Source organism: Kiloniella laminariae (genome assembly GCF_027214005.1).
Taxonomy (GTDB): domain Bacteria; phylum Pseudomonadota; class Alphaproteobacteria; order Kiloniellales; family Kiloniellaceae; genus Kiloniella; species Kiloniella laminariae_A.
The window spans coordinates 124815-144216 of record NZ_JAPWGY010000001.1 but is presented as its reverse complement, the minus strand read 5'-3'; the positions used below and the strand labels follow the sequence as shown (position 1 = coordinate 144216).

At 51.7% G+C, this 19402-nt stretch carries 18 protein-coding genes; 10 read left to right on the top strand and 8 right to left on the bottom strand.

Going from position 1 to position 19402, the window contains the following annotated elements; genetic code table 11:
- Positions 1-92: 92 nt before the first annotated feature.
- The 6 genes from ettA to O4H49_RS00645 form a co-directional block, all read right to left on the bottom strand.
- Positions 93-1769, bottom strand: coding sequence for an energy-dependent translational throttle protein EttA (ettA, locus tag O4H49_RS00670; protein ID WP_269421478.1), 1677 nt, complete (start codon positions 1767-1769; stop codon positions 93-95).
- Between the two features lie 134 nt (positions 1770-1903).
- Positions 1904-4660, bottom strand: coding sequence for a sensor histidine kinase (locus tag O4H49_RS00665; protein ID WP_269421477.1), 2757 nt, complete (start codon positions 4658-4660; stop codon positions 1904-1906).
- Positions 4650-5108 (bottom strand): hypothetical protein, encoded by a 459-nt coding sequence (locus tag O4H49_RS00660; protein WP_269421476.1) that lies wholly within the window; start codon positions 5106-5108, stop codon positions 4650-4652. Before O4H49_RS00660 ends, O4H49_RS00665 begins: the two co-directional genes overlap by 11 nt.
- A 128-nt stretch (positions 5109-5236) precedes the next feature.
- Positions 5237-5620 carry a response regulator transcription factor gene (locus O4H49_RS00655; RefSeq protein WP_269421475.1) on the bottom strand — a complete coding sequence of 128 codons (384 nt, stop codon included), beginning with the start codon at positions 5618-5620 and terminating at the stop codon, positions 5237-5239.
- A 188-nt stretch (positions 5621-5808) separates the two neighbouring features.
- Positions 5809-7329: a helix-turn-helix domain-containing protein gene (locus tag O4H49_RS00650; RefSeq protein ID WP_269421474.1), complete on the bottom strand. Its 1521-nt coding sequence runs from the start codon at positions 7327-7329 to the stop codon at positions 5809-5811.
- Positions 7330-7683: 354 nt separating this feature from the next.
- Positions 7684-8301: a LysE family translocator gene (locus tag O4H49_RS00645; RefSeq protein ID WP_269421473.1), complete on the bottom strand. Its 618-nt coding sequence runs from the start codon at positions 8299-8301 to the stop codon at positions 7684-7686.
- A gap of 116 nt (positions 8302-8417) precedes the next feature.
- On the opposite strand from O4H49_RS00645, the gene O4H49_RS00640 reads away from it, so the two are divergent.
- From O4H49_RS00640 to O4H49_RS00610, 7 genes are all read left to right on the top strand, one after another.
- The gene (locus tag O4H49_RS00640) at positions 8418-9845 is read left to right on the top strand and encodes a PLP-dependent aminotransferase family protein (protein ID WP_269421472.1); all 1428 of its coding nucleotides are present in this window, start codon (positions 8418-8420) and stop codon (positions 9843-9845) included.
- 153 nt (positions 9846-9998) lie between these two features.
- Positions 9999-10481 (top strand): bacterioferritin, encoded by a 483-nt coding sequence (bfr, locus tag O4H49_RS00635; RefSeq protein WP_020592562.1) that lies wholly within the window; start codon positions 9999-10001, stop codon positions 10479-10481.
- 307 nt (positions 10482-10788) lie between these two features.
- Positions 10789-12072: an imelysin family protein gene (locus tag O4H49_RS00630; protein WP_269421471.1), complete on the top strand. Its 1284-nt coding sequence runs from the start codon at positions 10789-10791 to the stop codon at positions 12070-12072.
- Positions 12073-12270: 198 nt separating this feature from the next.
- Positions 12271-13818 (top strand): di-heme oxidoredictase family protein, encoded by a 1548-nt coding sequence (locus tag O4H49_RS00625; protein ID WP_269421470.1) that lies wholly within the window; start codon positions 12271-12273, stop codon positions 13816-13818.
- Positions 13818-14924: an imelysin family protein gene (locus tag O4H49_RS00620; RefSeq protein ID WP_269421469.1), complete on the top strand. Its 1107-nt coding sequence runs from the start codon at positions 13818-13820 to the stop codon at positions 14922-14924. Before O4H49_RS00625 ends, O4H49_RS00620 begins: the two co-directional genes overlap by 1 nt.
- Before the next feature lie 13 nt (positions 14925-14937).
- Positions 14938-16044 (top strand): DUF1513 domain-containing protein, encoded by a 1107-nt coding sequence (locus O4H49_RS00615; protein ID WP_269421468.1) that lies wholly within the window; start codon positions 14938-14940, stop codon positions 16042-16044.
- A gap of 51 nt (positions 16045-16095) precedes the next feature.
- Entirely contained in the window at positions 16096-16863 is a 768-nt protein-coding gene (locus O4H49_RS00610) for a Fe2+-dependent dioxygenase (RefSeq protein ID WP_269421467.1), read from the top strand.
- Positions 16864-16943: 80 nt separating this feature from the next.
- Here the strand turns inward: O4H49_RS00610 and O4H49_RS00605 are convergent, their stop codons facing one another.
- Entirely contained in the window at positions 16944-17183 is a 240-nt protein-coding gene (locus tag O4H49_RS00605; protein WP_269421466.1) for a YdcH family protein, read from the bottom strand.
- A gap of 190 nt (positions 17184-17373) precedes the next feature.
- On the opposite strand from O4H49_RS00605, the gene O4H49_RS00600 reads away from it, so the two are divergent.
- Genes O4H49_RS00600 through O4H49_RS00590 form a run of 3 tightly spaced genes read left to right on the top strand, consistent with a single transcriptional unit; the run spans position 17374 to position 18681 of the window.
- The gene (locus O4H49_RS00600; protein WP_269421465.1) at positions 17374-17820 is read left to right on the top strand and encodes an SRPBCC family protein; all 447 of its coding nucleotides are present in this window, start codon (positions 17374-17376) and stop codon (positions 17818-17820) included.
- A gap of 34 nt (positions 17821-17854) precedes the next feature.
- The gene (locus tag O4H49_RS00595) at positions 17855-18307 is read left to right on the top strand and encodes an ArsR/SmtB family transcription factor (RefSeq protein WP_269421464.1); all 453 of its coding nucleotides are present in this window, start codon (positions 17855-17857) and stop codon (positions 18305-18307) included.
- A 2-nt stretch (positions 18308-18309) separates the two neighbouring features.
- A complete protein-coding gene (locus O4H49_RS00590) occupies positions 18310-18681 on the top strand; it encodes a VOC family protein (protein ID WP_269421463.1) in 372 nt (123 codons plus the stop codon).
- Positions 18682-18879: 198 nt separating this feature from the next.
- On the opposite strand, the gene O4H49_RS00585 is transcribed toward O4H49_RS00590, so the two are convergent.
- Positions 18880-19347: a PAS domain-containing protein gene (locus O4H49_RS00585; RefSeq protein ID WP_269421462.1), complete on the bottom strand. Its 468-nt coding sequence runs from the start codon at positions 19345-19347 to the stop codon at positions 18880-18882.
- Positions 19348-19402 lie beyond the last annotated feature (55 nt).

Sequence of the window (19402 nt, the reverse complement as noted above, 5' to 3'; positions counted from 1 at the left end):
TGCGCCAACGAAATTTCATCATCAAAGAAAAAAGGCCCTGAAACAATTATCAGGGCCTTTCTCAAGAATTTTACGATTAATCGCTCGAACGATTAGCGTTTCAAAGGTTTGTACTTGATCCTGTGCGGCTGATCAGCAGCAGCCCCCAGGCGACGCTTTCTGTCAGCTTCGTAATCCTCGTAGTTCCCCTCGAACCAGACAACCTGACTATCGCCTTCAAAGGCAAGAATATGGGTCGCGATACGGTCAAGGAACCAACGGTCATGCGATGTCACCAGGACACAGCCACTGTATTCAAGAATAGCCTCTTCAAGAGACCGCAAAGTATCAACATCAAGATCGTTGGTCGGCTCATCGAGCAGAATAACGTTCGCACTCTTGCGCAACATCTTCGCAAGGTGAACACGGTTACGTTCCCCCCCAGACAGCTGACCAACTTTTTTCTGTTGATCTCCGCCCTTGAAGTTAAAGGCACCAACATAGGACCGAGATTGATAGGTGTGTTTGCCAATCTCGATAATATCCAGACCATCCGCGATTTCTTCCCAGACGGTCTTGTCTGCAGCCAGGGCGTCACGGCTCTGGTCGACATACCCGATTTCTACGGTATCCCCAACATTCAGGGTACCACTATCTGGTTTTTCCTGCCCGGTGATCATCCGGAAGAGTGTGGTCTTGCCAGCACCGTTAGGCCCGATAATTCCAACGATCGCACCTTTGGGAATCTTGAAACTGAGATCTTCAACCAGCAAACGGTCTCCGAAAGCTTTACCAATATTGGTTGCTTCAATAACCAGATCGCCAAGACGTGGAGCAGGTGGAATAACAATACGGCCAGGATCCGGTGCCCGCTGGCTCTCTTCCTGAACCAGATTTTCATAAGCCTGCAAACGCGCCTTGGATTTTGTCTGACGCGCCTTGGCTCCCTGACGAACCCACTGGAGCTCGTCCTTAAGAAATTTCTGTTTGGCGCTTTCCTGTTTTTCTTCCAGTGCCAGACGTTTGTGTTTCTGTTCCAGCCAGCTGGAGTAGTTCCCCTCGTAAGGGATACCTTCACCACGATCCAGCTCCAGGATCCAGCCTGCGACATTATCGAGGAAATAGCGGTCATGAGTTACACAGACCACAGTCCCTCTGTATTCTTCAAGAAAACGCTCAAGCCAGGCAACTGATTCGGCATCAAGATGGTTGGTCGGCTCATCGAGCAACAACATGTCGGGGCTGGAAAGCAGCAGGCGACAGAGTGCGACACGGCGACGCTCCCCACCGGAAAGCTTGGTCACATCAGCGTCTCCCGGAGGACAGCGCAATGCATCCATGGCGATCTCAACCTGACGATCCAGATCCCAGGCATCCAGCGAGTCGATCTTTTCCTGCAGTTCCCCCTGCTCTTCAATCAGGGCGTCCATTTCATCAGGATCAACTTCAGCAAAACGTGCGCTGATTTCCTCGAATTTTTCCAACAGAGCCTTGGTTTCGGCAACGCCCTCAAAGACGTTACCGGCAACAGTCTTTGAAGCATCAAGCGCAGGTTCCTGCGACAGATAACCGACTTTTACACCGTCGGCTGCACGGGCTTCACCGTTGATTTCGGTATCAAGCCCTGCCATGACTTTCATCAAAGTCGATTTACCGGAACCGTTCAGACCCAACACACCAATCTTGGCACCGGGCAGGAAGTTCAAACGGATATTTTTCAGAACCTGTTTACCGCCAGGAAAGGTCTTCGAGACCCCGTCCATCTGATAGATATACTGATATGATGCCATTCGGCGCTCCAGAAAAAGTGTTATCTCTTTTGCAGATCACTGCACTGGAGCGGTTTTACCCCATCAGCCCAACAGGTGCAATCTTATCGCGCATCCACCCCTCTAGATCTCTCCGGCTCAAAACATCATCCCCCTCACTCGCCAACCTGGATTTGGTCTTTCCCTTCTTCCACCGGAAGGAAAACGCCAAAGACGGATCCCTTGTTGCTTGATTCAACCAGCTCAAGACGTCCACCAAAATACTCGACGATCTGTCGTGAAATGCTCAGACCCAACCCGGTTCCATGGGGTTTATCTGTTAAACCTTCCCGGCTTTGATGGAATTTTTCAAATATTTTTTCCCTGGAAATCCAGGGGATGCCCCGGCCGTTATCCGAGACCAAAACCACGAGTTCAGGTCCTGATCTGCGGACCGAAACCTTGACCCGCCCCTTGTCCGGATCGCAAAATTTCACTGCATTGGAGAGCAGATTGACAATTACCTGCATCAGGCGATCTCGGTCTCCCTTTACCGCTGGCAAATTGGCCCAGATATCTTTCTCCAATTGTATCGTCCGCTCGGATAACAGGGCACTCATGGCCTCCATGGAATTCTCGATGACTCTGGCCACATCCAGCTTCTCAACCACCCACTCCATTTGCCCGGCCTCTATCTTGGCCAGATCCAGCACCTGGTTGATCAAACGGGTCAGGCGAACACTCTCTTTGACAATAATTCTGAGAAATCTGCTTTTCTCGGCTTCATCGAGATCCGGGTGATCACTCAGGATCTCGCTGAAAGAACGAATAGAGGTCAAGGGGGTGCGCAGCTCATGGCTAACTGTCGAAAGAAACTCATCCTTCAGACGATCTAGCTCCTTGAGCCTTTCATTCGCTGCCCGCAACTGTCGGGTAGTACTTTCCAGCTCGAAAGACTTTTGCTCAAGACTTTGGCTGTATTCGATAACCTGGGAAGTCTCCTCAAGGATCTTCATCACCTCTTCAATCCGGACAGCCTCGCCCTTGACGACAGAGGAAATCATTACCCTGGCCGAAGCTGTTCCGATGGCTCCGGCCATCAGCCGTTCGGTAAAGTTGACCAGATCGGCATCCGCAGTGGTCACCCGGCGGCGTTCCAACCCCCGGTCCCGAAAATAATTGCTGAATGCCCGGTCAGCCCGGGCCCGCCCGATAAACCGGACCAGGAGATTGAACAGATCTTCCACCAGCGCAGATCCCTGCCAGATTTGAGACCGCGGCCCCTGATCTGCGTAGCGAAAAACATCAACGAAAAGCGCACCTTGCACCCGTTCCAGCGCTGAATGTCTGCTGTAAAGCGAAACAAAAACATAGGCACCAACATTTATTACCGTCGTCCAGAACAGGGCATGAGTGAGGTTATCAAGACCTTGCAGGTCAAACAGGGCATAGGGCTTGAGCAGTTCAATACCCAACGGTCCTTCCGTAATAAAGGAAAGGGGTAATATTCCAGACTTGGCAAAAGACGGAAGCAAGAGCGTATAGGCCCAGACGATGAACCCCAGGAATAGCCCCGTCAACGCACCTGACCGGTTGCCTCCCTTCCAGAACATGCCACCAAGCATGGCTGGCGCAAACTGGAAAACGGCTGCGAAGGAAATCAGGCCAATCGTGACCAGAGCATCACTTTCGCCCAGAAAGCGGAAATAGGCATATCCCAGAAACAGAATCAAAAGAATGCTGCTGCGCCGGACAAAGAGCACTATGCCGGTAAAATCGCCTCTTTCTGTCAACCCCAACCACTTCAACTGCAACAGCGCCGGCATAACCAGATCGTTACTCACCATTGTACTCAGGGCAATGGTCGCCACGATCACCATGCCCGTCGCTGCGGACAAGCCACCGAGAAACACAAAAAGAGCCAGCCATTCCTGATGGTGCGCCATTGGCAGGGTCAAGACAAAGGTATCGGCATTGACGGCCCCATCCGGGAACTGCAGCAGCCCCCCAAGAGCGATGGGCAGAACAAAAATATTGATCGCCAACAGATAGAGTGGGAAAAGCCAGGCCCCCTTGCGCAGTTCCGGTTCGTTGACGTTTTCGACCGCCATCACCTGAAACTGTCGTGGCAAACAGATTGCGGCGACCATAGACAACGTGGTCAGGGTTATCCAGGTGGTATAGGCCCCCTCCTGCTCGAAGGTCATTAACTTGACCAGTTCGGGATAGGCAGAGGCCTTGGCAAAAAGGTCACCCAAGCCATCGTAAAGTCCATAGGTGACAAAAATGCCCACCGCTAGGAAAGCCAGCAACTTGACCACGGATTCAAAGGCAATCGCCACCACGACCCCTTCGTGATGTTCGCTGTTATCGACCGTACGGGTCCCAAAAAGGATTGCAAAAAGCGCCATGACCAACGCAACCCAGAAAGCCGTATCAGCCACAGTTGCAATCGGCGGTGAATAACTGGGGGCAATCACCTCAGGATATTGCTTGAGCACATTAAAGCTGGTGGCAACGGCTTTCAGCTGCAGGGAAATATAGGGAACGATCCCGACGACAGCGATCACTGTAACAAGAATGCTCATCCGCGAACTTTTGCCGTAGCGCGACGAAATAAAATCGGCAATCGAGGTAATACGATGCGCCTTGGTAATGCGGATGATTTTTCGGATCACCAGCCACCAGAGAATAAAAACCAGCGTCGGACCAATATAGATCGGCAGGAAATCCAGTCCGCTAGACGCCGCCCGTCCAACCGAACCATAGAAGGTCCAGGACGTACAATAGACCCCTAGAGACAGGGCATAGATATAAGGGTGCGATGTTATCCCCGCCCCCCGTTCCGCCCGTTTGTCTGCAATATAGGCAACGGCAAAAAGGACCAACAGATAGCCAATCGATGCCAGGACAATAAACCAGTCAACCAGCATCCTTGGCTCCTGCTTCTTTCGAAAGATCTTGCTCTTTGGGAAGAGAGCCCCCTTTATCGCCAATCTTGGCTTCTTCACTCATCGTCTGCTGCGAAGACGGCAAGGAGATATCTGGCTCAGGATAACCTGTTTCCCTCGGCTCCACACCGGATGGAAGGCCATTTTCGGGATCAAACGGTGCTTTGTCTCCATCCAGATTACCCAACCCGGGGATTGCCCCCCCTGACAAGAGAGGATCCTGTGACATATCCGCCTGTTCGCGCCAGGACGACCAGCCTACAGCAAGAATAACAGCTCCCCAGGCCGCAAAAAGGTAGGCAAAAAGAGGGGGCAGACCCAGGAACAGAGTTTCCTGACTAAAAATTGACAGGACCAGAGGGCTAAATAATAAAACGGCCAAAAGGAAAAGCGCGATACTCCGATCAGCTTTCTCACCCGGACGTCTCATGTTTCTTCCCCGATTGAAGCAGCAAGGTTAAGCAAACACCAGAAAACAGACAAGTCAGGTACCCGCTTTTTCTCAAGCGAGACGGCAGGAGGCAGACTTTAACGCAACGTCAAAATATGTTTGTTTTCTTATGCCGTTTTTTCTTCAACACCCAGATGTTGTCGAACCAGCCGGACAACTTCCTTGGTCGAAAAAGGTTTGGTTACAAAATCGTCAGCGCCGAGTTCCATCCCCTTTAAACGATCCACGTCACGGCCTTTGGCCGTCAAAAGGATGACCCGTATATCCCGCCACGCCGGATTGGACCGGACCGATTTCAAAACATCAAAGCCATCCCGCCGTGGCAACATAATATCCAGCAGCATCAGATCGGGCGGACAGCTTTCCACCATCCGCAAGGCGGCATCACCGTCGCGTGCAATAAAGACGTCGAAACCGGCCTTCTTCATCAAAAAGCTGAGTGAATCGACAATATGGGGCTCGTCTTCAACTACGAGAACCGTTTGAGGCATTTTCTGCCTTTCTCCGCAATCCGGTTTTCTCTGTTTATTTTCCCTGTTCCCGCAAGATTAACGTTAGCCCCAGCCTTTTGCCAAGGCGTGATTTCACCTTGGCAACATTATCTTTGCCAATATTGGAATAATCCCGGAAAAACGATCAGTTTCCCCATCACCGCCGGGCTTGGTGTATGGCCTGCAATTTATTTTTTTACCGGGGGCAGTACACTGTCAGGATGCGTGAAATCCAGGCCATCGGCATAAACCATATGGCGCGCGAAGGATACCTCACACCCCAGGCTGACAGCAAAGGTGTTTCCTGCTTGCCCCACCATGGTACCTGGTTTTGTAACTGTGCGGGTGATCGAAAAATATATGGCCATGTCTTCCGCCCGCATAGAATGGGTACTGATTCTTCCCGGTTTAAGGAAGGCATCCTGAACCCCCCATTGCGCAGGCAGCACACCATAGCGCGGGATTCTTAATCCTGAGGCACTAAAGCGTTTGGAAATCTGTCCGGCAAGATCAACCCGGACAAAGTGGAATGGCACCCCTTCCTCCTGCGGTTTTTGCAAGGTGGTCAGGCGGTGGCAAACCTGCTCAAAACCGACCCGAAAACGCCGCCGCAACAGATCAATATCATGGCGCAATTCAAGTGCGGCCTGACGAAAAGCCGCATATGGCATCATCAAGGCTCCGGCAAAATAACTCCCCAGTGCTTTCAGGCAGAGCCGCCGCGCCTCGTCGCTGCTCACATGTCCGCGCGCCAGCGTTTTTTCCAAAACGTCAGCATAGGCAACTTCGGCAACGACCCGGGCAAGGCGGAAGACCAGAGAACTGACCGAGAGTGTCTCCATCAGGCGAAGTACACCACCGTCCTCTCCTTCCAGCTCCCACATGCCTTTTTTTAGCGAGGGTTGCGTTGTCACCGGAACAATCTCGACAGATATTCCCAGCTGTTCATCCAGATAGTGGACCAAGGCATCAAAAAGTCCGTAGGGTTGGGGATTGCCTATTCTTTCCCGCAACTGTTCAGCCGCGTCTTCCAGCTCGGGAAAATAGTGGTCATTAACCGAAAGCATATCCACCACTTCATCCGTGGGGGTTTCACTCAGGCTGGATGATTCCAGAGACTCTCCATTGATAAAATCAAACAATTCTCCAACCATCAAGGTAAGCTTTTTACTTTCATCCACCAGAACATCTGTAAAACGTCCGCGCTGATGATCAGAAAGATCGTCGTTATCCTGAAGTATTTCGGCAAAGGACCGTATGGACGTCAACTGGGTCAACAGCTTGTGACTGGTATCCGCAAAATACGGGTCCGCAGAGAGGCTTTCCCGGGCCTTGAGGCGATCCTCACGCGCATTGCGAAATGCCCGGTACAGTTTGAGCACCGCCCGGCAAATCTCGGGGTGAACCGCAACAAAGTCACCGAGGGTTGCCCCACCAGGACGGTTGCGATCGAAAAGGGGATCCGAAAAAAGTTCTTCCAGGGCCGAAAGCATTCTTGCTTCCTCCCCACCAGAGAGCTCCCCCTCTTTGACTGGCAAGACACTCTCGAGTTTTTTCTGCAGCTTTCTTGAAAGAGGTCTCTGGTTATGCTCAACTAGATTGAGATAGGCCGCTGAAATATCCAGCTGCCCTGCCATTGCCACCTGGGTCAGGCCCAACTGTGCCCGGAGGTGGCGGATTTTCCGCCCTGCGAATATCTGACGCGCCATATCTTTTACAACATTCACAAATATGTTTTTCGATTGATAAATATATTTACAAATATTGCGCTGTACGACAACGGATTATTGCCCGCTTCCTGACCTCGCCCTAGTCTTCTTTCAATCCTGTATCGGGCGAAAGTCAGCCAACTGTCTTTTGTTTCGGAACATGAGGTATCTTCGGCCCTGACTGGCTTCTACGCTGAATGGGGAAAAAACCGGAGGTTTTCGCGATCTGGTCATCGCCAACTTTGTGACCAGAGAAGCTCTATCGACCCTACTGTACGGGAGAGGATTTCCTCTCTCGTTTTTTTCTGACCAGATCTTAAAAGAACGCCGATCAGGTCGGTTTTTGTTTCGGTTTTACACCACGACAAACTGGTTAAAGGCCATATAGGCAACAATTGCGACCGTGGATATTGCCAGAAACAAATTTACAGCAAGCCGCCGCCCCGGACTCTGGATAGAGGATATCAGACGATCTCCACCCCAGGTCCAGATACAGTTGGTTGGAAAACCGCCAAAGAAGAAAATCACACTCATGACCAGCCACTGTTCCCAGGCTGGCCTGGAGTGGTCTGAAAACTGGGCAAAAACGGTTGTTGCCATCAACCAGGCTTTTGGGTTCATTGGGTGAACAATCAGGCCATTGACCAATCCGACAGTCTTTGCCGCCACATCCCCCGACGTCTTTTTCAGATCAATACGGGCGATTTTCCAGGCCAGATACAAAAGGTAACAGCTGCTTCCCACAGTTATCACTGGCCCCAGGGCCGGGAAACCATCCAGCAGTGCAGTGATGCCAAACCCCGCAACAGCAAGCACCACTGTAAACCCGATAAAAACACCACAGGTAAAAGGCAATGCCCGGCGAAATCCCAAAGCTGCGCCTGTTGCCATCAGAATCATGTTTGCGGGTCCCGGTGTTCCTGACATCACGACAGCAAAGATCCACGCAGGTATAATGTTTTCTGAAAGCATGATTCTAAATTCCGCCAGAGTTACTTAACGTCCGGAGCACTTCAGGATATTTCTGCCCCCGGATCCCCTTATATATCCGCTTGCATTGTTCATTGAACAATATTTATATTGTTCCTATGACAATTCTTTCTCTCATAAAATCCCGTGCTCCCGCCACGGGACAGAAATATAGCCAGCTGGAAAGTCTCTTTCGCCAGGCCATCCGCGAAGGAACACTGCAACCCGGGGAAAAGCTTCCTCCCCTGCGGGATGCTGCCTGGCAAGCAGGCTGCAGTCTGGGGACCATGTCCCGTGTATACGCAGCACTTGAGCGTAGAGGCATGGTCACCGCGGAAGTCGGTCGCGGTACTTTTGTTCGCGAAGAGGCCAGCATCGGCGCCGATATCATCCTGCCCCGCCCGTCCTCCTCTCGCAAAAGCGATAGTAATCTGGCTGATATCGGGGTTATTGACCTTGCCATGAATGCCATTACCAACGAAGAAGGTGAAGATCTGCTGCGTTGGGCCCTGCGACGCACCGCAGACAAAGCTTCTTCCCTGACCCTTATGACCTATCGCGATGGCTATGGAACTGCCGCGCAAAAACTGGCGATGCGTGCTTTTCTTCCCGCATGCCTGCAGCAGGTCGGTGAAGAACGACTGCTGATTAATCACGGTGCCCAGAACGGAATTTTTACCGCCCTGAATCGCCTGACATCACCGGGGGACACCATTTGCCTGGAACCCTTGTGTTATCCGGGTGTTTCAGCCGCGCTCAGTCAGGCCGGTCTCTCCAGCGTCATAGTTGAATGTGATGACCGGGGAATAGACCCCGTCGATTTTGAAAGGCTCTGTCAGGCCGGGCGCTTGCGATTGCTGGTGACGACACCCACCGGACATAATCCGACCTGCATCACCACGCCGCTCGAACGCCGATTACAGATTGGCGAGATCGCAAAAAAATACGATGTGCTTGTCATCGAAGATGACATCTATGGATTTCTTTACCCCGACGCTCCTCCTCCCTATGCCGCTCTGTTTCCGGACAATGCAATTTATCTGACAGGTCTGGCCAAACGCCTGACACCTTCTCTGCGTATCGGCGTTTCCGTGGCTTCCCCCCAGATCACCATGCTGATGGCCCAGGGCATCACAGCCCAAAGCTGGATGGTATCCCCGGTTCTCGCTGTCGCGGCATCTGAACTGGCTTTGCGCCACGACAGCTTACAAAAAATGATTGATGCCTCTCTCGTCCAGGCAGATGAAAGAGAGAAGCTGACCCGGGCAGAACTGGCAGACAAGGTGGTCTCACTCAAATTTTGCCGTTCACACGCCTGGCTCAAACTCCCCGACAGCTGCAATGTAGACCTTTTTGTCAAACAGGCCGAACTCGCCGGGGTTCTTGTGACATCCGGACAGCGTTTCTCCAGCCGCACAGGCAGTGGAAACCAGCACATCAGACTATCAATTATGGCGCCAAGAAAAACAGAAACCCTGGTGATCGCTCTCAGCAAACTGGGGGCGATCCTCACCACACCGACACTCAACTCGGTCGAATATTTTTAACATTCGCCCGATAAACTCTGTCAAATAAACCAAAAAAAACTTGAAAAAAAACCAGGATAAATTACATTATTGGAAACATTCTAAAAAGACAGATCAACTCCCCGTAAGGAAAGAGATTTCCTTTTCTGAAAAGATAAAATTGAGGAACGCATTATGAAGGGCGACAAAAAAGTCATCGAGCATCTCAACATTGCTCTGACTCACGAACTAACCGCAATTAACCAGTATTTCCTTCACTCCAAGCTCCTTAATGACTGGGGTGTGAAAGCCCTCGGCAAACATGAGTACAAGGAATCCATCGAAGAAATGCACCATGCGGACAAGCTGATTGACCGCATCCTCCTGCTGGATGGTTTCCCGAATCTGCAAAGCCTGAACAAGCTGAAGATTGGCGAGGATGTCGAAGAGATCCTTAAAGCTGATCTTGCTGGTGAACTTGAAGCTGTTGAAGTTTACAAGGCGGGCATCAAACATTGTGAATCAGTTCAGGATTACGGCAGCCGCGATCTGCTGAAACAGATTCTGGTTGATGAAGAAGAACATGTCGATTATCTCGAATCACAGTTCGAGCTGATCAAGCGCATCGGAATTCAGAATTATGTGCAGTCCCAGAGCGGCTTGCCTGATTCAGACTAACATCTGAAATCATCGGAATTTTAAAAGGCTGGTGGCAACACCGGCCTTTTTTGCTGTCATATGGCCCGAGGCCTGGTCTTCTTTTCGGATCTGACTGCGCCAGAATAAGTTCTGAATTTCCGTACTGTATTGCACAGGTCCAACTTTATTTTCCCCGAAAAATCGCACTTTCAAAATTGCAACTCATTCTCATTCGTGTTAGCAGTTGCGAGTAATAATCAAAATCTATCGATTTGACGAACATTTCAGGGCCGTTGTTCAGGCGATTTACAATCGCGAACTGACCCGTCCAGGAAAGGGAAATACATTGAACCATGCACTGACGAAAGCCGCACATCTTGCTGGTGTTGCCGCGTTACTAACCGGTCTTTCCACGACCGCTTCAGCAGAGGCAGTTAGCCCCGCTGATGTCCTTAACAACTATGCCAACATTGCCCAGGCAGGTTATGAAGACTCCCTGACAAGCGCCAAAGCGCTCGACAGCGCAATCAATAATCTGATCACAGCGCCGTCTGAAGACAGTCTGACAGCCGCGCGCTCAGCCTGGCTGGCAGCCCGGGTACCCTATCAGCAAACAGAAGTGTTCCGCTTCGGCAACCCTATTGTTGATGAATGGGAAGGTCGCGTGAATGCCTGGCCACTGGATGAAGGTCTGATCGATTATGTCGACACGTCTTACGGTTCAGAGTCAGACGACAATGCGCTTTACACTGTAAACGTCATCTCCAATGCCAAGCTTACTGTCAATGGCAAGGAAATCGACGCAACAGAAATCACCCCGGAACTTCTTGCAGAAACTCTCCATGAGGCAGAAGAAGTCGAAGCAAACGTCGCCACAGGCTACCACGCGATTGAATTTCTGCTCTGGGGTCAGGATCTTAACGGAAATAACGCCGGTGCCGGAGTTCGTCCAGCCACTGATTTTGACGTTGCAAACTGCACAGGCGGCAACTGTGACCGACGGGCACAGTATCTTCAGGCTGCGTCCACTCTGCTCATGTCTGATCTGGAAGAAATGATTGGCAACTGGAAAACCGGTGGTGAAGCCAGAACAACACTGCTGAATGATCCTGCTGCCGGGCTTACAGCGATGCTGACTGGAATGGGTTCCCTGTCTTATGGAGAACTGGCAGGCGAACGCATGAAGCTCGGCCTCCTGCTGAACGACCCGGAAGAAGAGCATGACTGCTTCTCTGACAACACACACAACTCCCACTATTACGACCAGTTGGGTATCCAGAATGTTTACCTTGGTGCCTACAAACGTATTGACGGTACAACAGTAAACGGTCCTTCCGTTTCCGATCTGGTTAAAGCAGGCGACGCGGCTGTTGATGCTGAACTTGTCACCAAACTCGAAGCGACTGTCAGCGCCATGGCTGCGATGAAAACCCGTGCTGAAACTGTAGAAGCCTATGACCAGATGATCGGTGCAGGCAACACAGTTGGCAACGCCATCGTCCAGGCCGCCATTGATGGCCTGATTGATCAGACCCGCTCTATTGAACGCGCCGTCGCAACACTGGGTCTGACCTCTATCGAAGTAGAAGGTTCTGACAGCCTCGACAATCCAGGGGCCGTCTTTAACTAGGACCGAAGGGAAGGGGAAATACAGAAACAGTAAACTGCGACCAACTGTCCATGTTTCCCTCCCCACAAACTATGTTACTGCTGTGGGCGGCTCTTCCGGAGCTGCCCACAGTCTTTGAATAATACCAGCTTTGAATAATACCAGCTTTGAATAATACCGGCTTTGTATAAATAAACTCGGTCGCGCTCACTAGATACGATGAAACCAGACCTTATGCGGCTTGTGCACCTCACAAACACCTTCTGCCTCGCGATCCTTCTGTCTTCATTTTCAGGAGCCGTTTCAGCCGAGCCCTCCCCCCAGCCCTGGCGTAATGATCTGACACAAGAAGAGCTGCAAAAAGTCCTTGCCGTTATCCAGCCAGCCGAGCTTTTTTCAACGGCTGAGAGGTTTGAGCAAAAACAGGCTGGAGCCACAACTTCGACCCGTACAGTCAACAGCGATGCCTTTTCACATTTTTCTGAAAACCTCAGTTTCGAGGGCGAACGTGACTTCAAGCTTGGCAATGGCCTGTTCAAGAAAATCTGGGTTTCTTCCCCTTCATCAACCCGGGCTTCCGACGGTCTCGGCCCCCTCTTCAATGCCAGATCCTGCCAGCGCTGCCACTTGAAAGACGGACGCGGACACCCCCCAGAAAGCAACGCTGACATTGCCACCTCGATGTTCCTGCGCCTGTCGGTGCCTCCCCGTACAGAAGAAGAAAAAGCCGCCATCTCATCAGGCCAACTGCAACGTATCCCTGAACCTACCTATGGAGGACAACTTCAGGATCAGGCGACACCGGGCCTCCCTGCCGAAGGCCGGATGCTGATCAGCTACAGGGAAGAGACAATCGAACTTTCCGGGGGAGAAACCGCAACCCTGCGCCACCCCAGTTATTCTGTCGGCGAACTGGCTTATGGCCCAATGGATGACGATGTCATGTTGTCTCCCCGCATCGCCCAGCCGATGATTGGCCTCGGATTGCTTGAGGCAATTCATGAAGGGGATATTCTGGCTCTCGCCGATCCCGACGATCAGAACCAGGATGGAATCTCGGGCAAGGCAAGTATGGTACTTGCCCCCGGAAGTGATAAAAAACAGCTTGGACGTTTCGGCTGGAAAGCATCCAACAGCTCTATTCGTCAACAGTCAGCCAATGCTTTTGCTGGCGACATCGGCATATCGACCCCCGATGTTCTTGCGCATTGGGGGGATTGCACCGCCGCTCAGAAGGACTGTTTCGAGCAACCCAACGGGGTACAGGAAAACCTAGGTACCAGCGAGGCCCCAGCACCAGTACTTGACCTTGTTGCCTTCTATTCCCGCAATCTGGCGGTTCCTGCCCGCCGGGATGTCAATGATCCAGAGGTTCTGGCAGGCAAGGAAATGTTCTATACCGCGGGCTGTATTTCCTGCCACCATCCCAAATTTGTCACCCGACGGAACGCGCCTCAAAAAGAACTGCAGTTTCAGCTGATCTGGCCCTATAGCGACCTCCTTCTTCATGACATGGGTGAAGCACTTGCAGACGGACGCCCTGTTGGCGACGCGACCGGAAGAGAGTGGCGTACGGCTCCACTTTGGGGAATTGGCTTGACCCAGACCGTAAATGGGCACAGTTATTTTCTTCATGATGGCCGGGCGCGAAACTTGCTGGAAGCTGTGCTCTGGCATGGTGGAGAGGCCCAGAGTGCCAGAGACAAGGTCGTCACCATGTCCCCCGAAGATCGAAAATCCCTGATCCGTTTCCTGGAGTCCCTCTGATGCCGAGCCTCGCCCCCCGCCTACGCCTACTTGCGGTGTCTTTGTTTCTTGCAGGTATATTCCAGAACGGACTGTCAGCACAGGAGCCTCTCCCTCAACCGGATTTTGCCCCGGTCGTGAAACAGATGGTCGAGCATTCGGTTCTCCCCGGTTATCAAAAACTGATCACCGCAGCCATGACACAGGGGCGCGTGCTTGAAACTCTCTGTCAGGCTCCCGGGCCAGAACAGCTGCAACAGACCCGGGATGAATTCAGGAATCTGGTCATCGCCTGGTCCGCTGTCGAGATGTACCGCCTTGGCCCCGCAATTTCGGACAACCGTCAGGAACGATTGTTTTTCTGGCCGGATCGGCGCTCCCGTGGTCTGAAACAGGTTGAAGAGCTGATCAGCCAACAGGACCCAACGGCCCTTGCTGTAGAGGATCTACGTAAAAAATCAGTCCCTACACAGGGGATTCTTGCACTGGAATATGTTCTGTTTGGCCGCGGTTCTGAAAATCTGGCCACGGCTTCTGCCGATAATTTCCGCTGCCGCTATGGGGTAAGCATCACACAGGCGATTACCCGAACTGCAGACGAAATTGTTGCTGAATGGAAAAATCCGGACGGCTTTGCAAATTTGCTTTACAACACCGGTCCGGAAAATCCGACCTATCGAAATGATGCAGAAGCGATGCAGGATTTTTTGCGGGTCATCAGCGAAAATCTGCAAAGCAGCCGGGACATGAAGCTTGCCAACGCCCTGCGGGAAAACCCGGCGGCCTCAAAAGCCAAGCTTGCCCCCTTCTGGCGTTCCAACCTGACGCTTGTTGCCCTTCAGGCTGACCTTACCAGCATCAGGCAACTGGTCGAAGCGGGCGGACTGACAAAATTGGCTCCCCGGCTGACAAGCTCTCTCGACTTTGAAATCGATCAGGCAAGCCAGGTATTCGTTGAACAGCTGAAAAAACCCCAGAGCTGGTCTGCCCTGACCAAAGATCCTGCTTCACACAAACGTCTGAGTTATAGCCTGATCCCTCTCGCTGGCGCACAAAATATTGTCGCAGATCTTCTGCCTGAGTATCTCGGTCTGAGTCTGGGTTTCAACTCCCTTGATGGTGACTAATGCAATGAACAGTATGACGCGGAGAAAACTGCTGGCAGGGATAGGCTCTACAACACTTCTCTCTTCATTCTTGCTTCCCTTTGACAAAAACGCTGCAGCACAATCAAAACCGGGAAGCGGCCAGCCAGCTTTCATTGCTGCACGCAGGGAAGCTGGAGAACTCTTTTCTGTCGCGGTACTGGACCCGAATGGAACGTTGCTCTTCAGCGAGAAACTCGAAAACCGGGGACATGCAACGACCATATCCCCCGATCGAAAAAAGGCCGTGACCTTTGCCCGTCGCCCCGGGCACATCGCTCTGGCCCTTGATCTTGAGACTTTCTCCCGGCAGCAGTTCTTCACGCCCCCCCAAGGATTGCATTTTTATGGGCACGGCTTTTTCTCTCCCGATGGCGCTTTGCTTTATGCCACTGAAAATGATTATGAAAATGAACGTGGCATACTGGGCATTTACGATACCCGCGAGAGTTATAAACGTCTGGGACAGTTTGATACCCATGGTATCGGCCCACATGAAGCCTTGCTTATGTCAGATAAAAAGACCATCGCTGTTGCCAACGGCGGGATACTGACCCATCCGGACTATCCGCGTGAAAAACTCAACCTTTCAACCATGGAGCCGTCCCTCGTCTATCTTGATGCCAGAGATGGTCGCCTGCTTGAGCGGGTAAAATTACCAGCAGAGTACTATCAGCTTTCAATTCGCCACATGGCAGAAGCCGGGGATGGATCAATCTGGTTCGGGGGGCAATATGAAGGGAACCCCGCAGATAGTATCAGCCTGGTTGGCAAACATAGCAGAGGAAATGAAATCGTTTTCTCGGCCCCACCAAAAACGTTTTCCCACATGAAGCAGTATATCGGATCTGTTGCTGCCAGCAGAGATGGCAAACGGATCGCCACTTCTGCCCCAAGAGGCGATCGCATCGCCATATGGAACAGCCTCGATGGCAACCTGCTCGAAATTAAAGAACTGGTCGATGCTGGCGGGGTCGCCGCCAGTCCGGATAACCCGGCAGATTTTGTCATTTCCGATGGCATGGGCAGAATTTATCAAGGCGGGGAACTGCTCTATCAAAACCCTGACATCGCCTGGGACAACCACCTCACCTCACTCTAAAGCGAGGGGTGACTCTTTTGAACTTTGGAGATTCTGGCATGTATATTCTTTTTGCCAGTATCTTCTTGTGGATCTCTGTACCTTTGGCAAAAGGGTGGCTATCCTTTCAACACCCTTTTCCTGCTGGATTATTATCGAGGCCACCACATGATTCTCGTCATTCCCGACCTGCTCAACAAAAGTGACCTGGGAAAAATCCAAAGCCTGCTGGAACAGGGAACCTTCAAAGACGGCAAGCTCACTGCAGGCTGGCACGCGCGTCTGGTCAAGAACAACCAACAGCTCTCAAGCCGTGATACGGTTGCACAACAGGCAAAAGCTGTATTGGTCCGTTCTCTCCAGCAGAATGCCCAATTTGGCCTGGCGCTCCAGCCCCGGCGGATGCGCCCGCCCCTGTTCAGTCGCTATGAAGCAGGAATGGAATACGGCTTTCACGTGGATGACGCGATTATGGGGGCAGATCGGGGACTGAGAACCGATGTTTCCTTCACTGTTTTTCTCAATGATCCCGACAGCTATGAAGGAGGAGAACTGGTGATGGACAGCCCCATGGGGGAACAAAAATTCAAGCTCCCGGCCGGATCTGCCATTACCTACCCCTCAACCACACTCCACAAGGTTGCCCCGGTTACCAAAGGGGTACGGCTCGTGGCCGTCAGCTGGGTCCAGAGCCTCGTACGCTCTGCCGAACAGCGTGAAATTCTCTATGATCTTGATCAGGTACGCCGGAACCTGTTTGATCAGGAGGGCAAAAGCCGCAACTTTGATCTTCTGAGCAAGAACTATGCAAACCTGCTCAGGCTCTGGTCTGAGACCTGAGCTTTCTGTTTGTGAGCGATCAACAAAAAAATAGGCTGCCACGAAGGCAGCCTAAGTCTCTTGGGGAATTTAACAAGTAATCAAGCCGACAAAAACGAGAAGATTGTATCCTTCAGCACCAGACGCTCTTTCTTGATCTCGGTAATATGGTCATCACTCAAGACCTCGACCTCACTTTCGTGACGATGCACCATCCGGTTAACCCGGTGATAATCATCAGCCAGTTTGGCAAAGTGGGCATCGGACAGCTTTTTGTCGCGAATGCGATCCCGATATTCCGGGAATTCGTCCACCAGTTCGTGCGGTGTATGTTGAGACATCTCTACTCCCTTATGTCTGCCGTCTACAGGACCATAATAGATGGAACTTTCTCAACTGACCTTGACTTACGTCAATCGCCACCGAGGAAGACACGGATACCAGACAATTTAACAGCAACATAGATACGCAACAAAATGGTTGCATTTTAATTCCCCCTGAAGCATATTTTGTGCAACCACGGAGTTGCATATGACAAACAGCATAGAACGAATCCTCGACCTTAACGCCCCAATAGGACGGGTTTGGCAAGCACTTGCGGACTACAAGGAATTCGGCAGCTGGTTCCAGCTCGACCTGCAGGGGCCATTTCAGGTCGGCAAGATAACAACGGGGAAAGTAACCTCTTCCTGTCATCATGGCCTGCCTTTCTGGATGCGTCTGGAGACACTGGAACAACCAAAGCGGTTCAGTTTCGTCTGGCCAATGGATGAAACTGTCAGCCCGGATGACCCGGATCTCCAGAACAAGGTAACGCTGGTGGAATTCACGCTGGAACCCAAAGGAGACCGAACAAGGATGACGCTTCGTGAAAGTGGCTTCGACAAGCTGCCGGACAACAAGGGTATAAATGTGTTTCGAATGAACGAGGGTGGTTGGACCATGCAAATGAACAACATTAAATCCTATGTCGAATAACCCCGCACAATCAGCCGGGACAGCTGACCTCGCAATGACGTTTTCTGCACTCGGGGACCAGCGGCGGCTTGCTCTTGTCAAAAAACTGTACAGTGCCGATGCCCTGTCGATTTCTGTGCTTTGTGAAGACATGGACGTATCAAGACAAGCCATCAGTAAACATCTAAAAACTCTTACCGACGCGCGGTTGGTCTCCTCAGAAAGATCCGGTCGGGAAACACTTTACAGTCTTGAAAAGGAAAAGCTGGAAGAGGCAAACGCCTTCTTGGCGCTTGTTGGCGAAAAATGGGATGACGCCCTCGACCGCCTGAAGGCGCACCTTGCCAGTCCCGCTGCGGACCAACCGGCTAAGGCTACGCAGGATGCTGGCAAACCGGCAGAGGGTGATCCCGCACTCGAGCTTGCTGGCCAAAGATCTGCCCTCGCCAAGCCAAAGGAACAGAACCCAATAAAACAGAACCCAATAAAACAGAACAGGGAGAAATGAAAATGACCCCCAAATTTTCTGGTGGCAAGAACATCGCGATGAAGGTACCTCCGCATCAGTACGACGCAACAGTTGGGTTCTACCGCGACCTTCTCGGCCTGGAGCAGATCGCTGGACCCGCCGGTGATTCCGTCGGGTTTAAATTCGGATCAAACAACCTTTGGATCGACAAAGTGCCCACTATGAGCCAAGCCGAATTATGGCTGGAAATCGTGACCGACGATACTGCCGCAGCCGCCAGGGTCCTGTCGGATAGCGGTGTCATCAGATGTGACGAGATCGAGGATCTGGGCGAGACCTTCGACGGCTATTGGGTTACCAGCCCTTCATCTGTCATCCATCTGGTCAACGCCCGGGATGGGTCCTGGGACTAATCGCCGCCCTACTGCCCTACCACCTGGCTACGGGGCAAACACCTCTTCGTCTACGTCGACTGTTTACAGTAGACGTACAAAGACAAGACACCCGGAGGATCCTAGCGAAGAGAACTCTTCGATGCACGGCCTCCGGCTTTGTCCCACCAACAATGCAATGCAGTTGGTCGGGAGAATTAGTGAAACCAGCACGATAAACTATAAACCCGCCAACAGCCGAACTTCCATATTCGAGAGTGCAATCCCCCCCAACAGCATATCAACATCCTGCCCGTTCGCGGCAAGGGGCAGGACCAGGCATTCTACTTCCTTGGTTTTTAATTTTTCGCCAACATAGGGTAAAACAGCCCGCACAGGTTTCCCGCTCTTTGCAACTTGACTGTAGAGATCAAAAATCAGGCTCGGCGCACGTTGGGTCGGAATATCACTGACTCGCATGCCAGTGTATTTTTCACGGGTTATGTGATCAATTTTTGTTCCAAGCAAGCGATAGATAAAATCCAGAGGCTCTTTTTCCACATCAATCAGTTCGCAAAAGGGTAACAGGTGGGGGATATCAAGCGGATCAATATCTTTTCTTCCGGGTAAACATCCGGGAAGGGCCTGTTTGCTCCAATAGTGAAGCAGTTCGACCAGCAGGTCATTTTCCAAACCCAATCGATCCATAAACTTTCCTTCATTGAAAAATCTTGTGGTGAAGAAATCTTGTCACGCCCCTTCT

What these genes read in the sequence shown, in the direction of transcription:
- O4H49_RS00655 (WP_269421475.1), bottom strand. Translation starts at nt 5,620, where the DNA reads ATGCCTCAAACGGTTCTCGTAGTTGAAGACGAGCCCCATATTGTCGAT.
- O4H49_RS00620 (WP_269421469.1), top strand. Translation starts at nt 13,818, where the DNA reads ATGCCGAGCCTCGCCCCCCGCCTACGCCTACTTGCGGTGTCTTTGTTT.
- O4H49_RS00665 (WP_269421477.1), bottom strand. Translation starts at nt 4,660, where the DNA reads ATGCTGGTTGACTGGTTTATTGTCCTGGCATCGATTGGCTATCTGTTG.
- O4H49_RS00615 (WP_269421468.1), top strand. Translation starts at nt 14,938, where the DNA reads ATGACGCGGAGAAAACTGCTGGCAGGGATAGGCTCTACAACACTTCTC.
- ettA (WP_269421478.1), bottom strand. Translation starts at nt 1,769, where the DNA reads ATGGCATCATATCAGTATATCTATCAGATGGACGGGGTCTCGAAGACC.
- O4H49_RS00645 (WP_269421473.1), bottom strand. Translation starts at nt 8,301, where the DNA reads ATGCTTTCAGAAAACATTATACCTGCGTGGATCTTTGCTGTCGTGATG.
- O4H49_RS00640 (WP_269421472.1), top strand. Translation starts at nt 8,418, where the DNA reads ATGACAATTCTTTCTCTCATAAAATCCCGTGCTCCCGCCACGGGACAG.
- bfr (WP_020592562.1), top strand. Translation starts at nt 9,999, where the DNA reads ATGAAGGGCGACAAAAAAGTCATCGAGCATCTCAACATTGCTCTGACT.
- O4H49_RS00625 (WP_269421470.1), top strand. Translation starts at nt 12,271, where the DNA reads ATGAAACCAGACCTTATGCGGCTTGTGCACCTCACAAACACCTTCTGC.
- O4H49_RS00595 (WP_269421464.1), top strand. Translation starts at nt 17,855, where the DNA reads ATGACGTTTTCTGCACTCGGGGACCAGCGGCGGCTTGCTCTTGTCAAA.
- O4H49_RS00650 (WP_269421474.1), bottom strand. Translation starts at nt 7,329, where the DNA reads ATGGCGCGTCAGATATTCGCAGGGCGGAAAATCCGCCACCTCCGGGCA.
- O4H49_RS00660 (WP_269421476.1), bottom strand. Translation starts at nt 5,108, where the DNA reads ATGAGACGTCCGGGTGAGAAAGCTGATCGGAGTATCGCGCTTTTCCTT.
- O4H49_RS00605 (WP_269421466.1), bottom strand. Translation starts at nt 17,183, where the DNA reads ATGTCTCAACATACACCGCACGAACTGGTGGACGAATTCCCGGAATAT.
- O4H49_RS00585 (WP_269421462.1), bottom strand. Translation starts at nt 19,347, where the DNA reads ATGGATCGATTGGGTTTGGAAAATGACCTGCTGGTCGAACTGCTTCAC.
- O4H49_RS00590 (WP_269421463.1), top strand. Translation starts at nt 18,310, where the DNA reads ATGACCCCCAAATTTTCTGGTGGCAAGAACATCGCGATGAAGGTACCT.
- O4H49_RS00600 (WP_269421465.1), top strand. Translation starts at nt 17,374, where the DNA reads ATGACAAACAGCATAGAACGAATCCTCGACCTTAACGCCCCAATAGGA.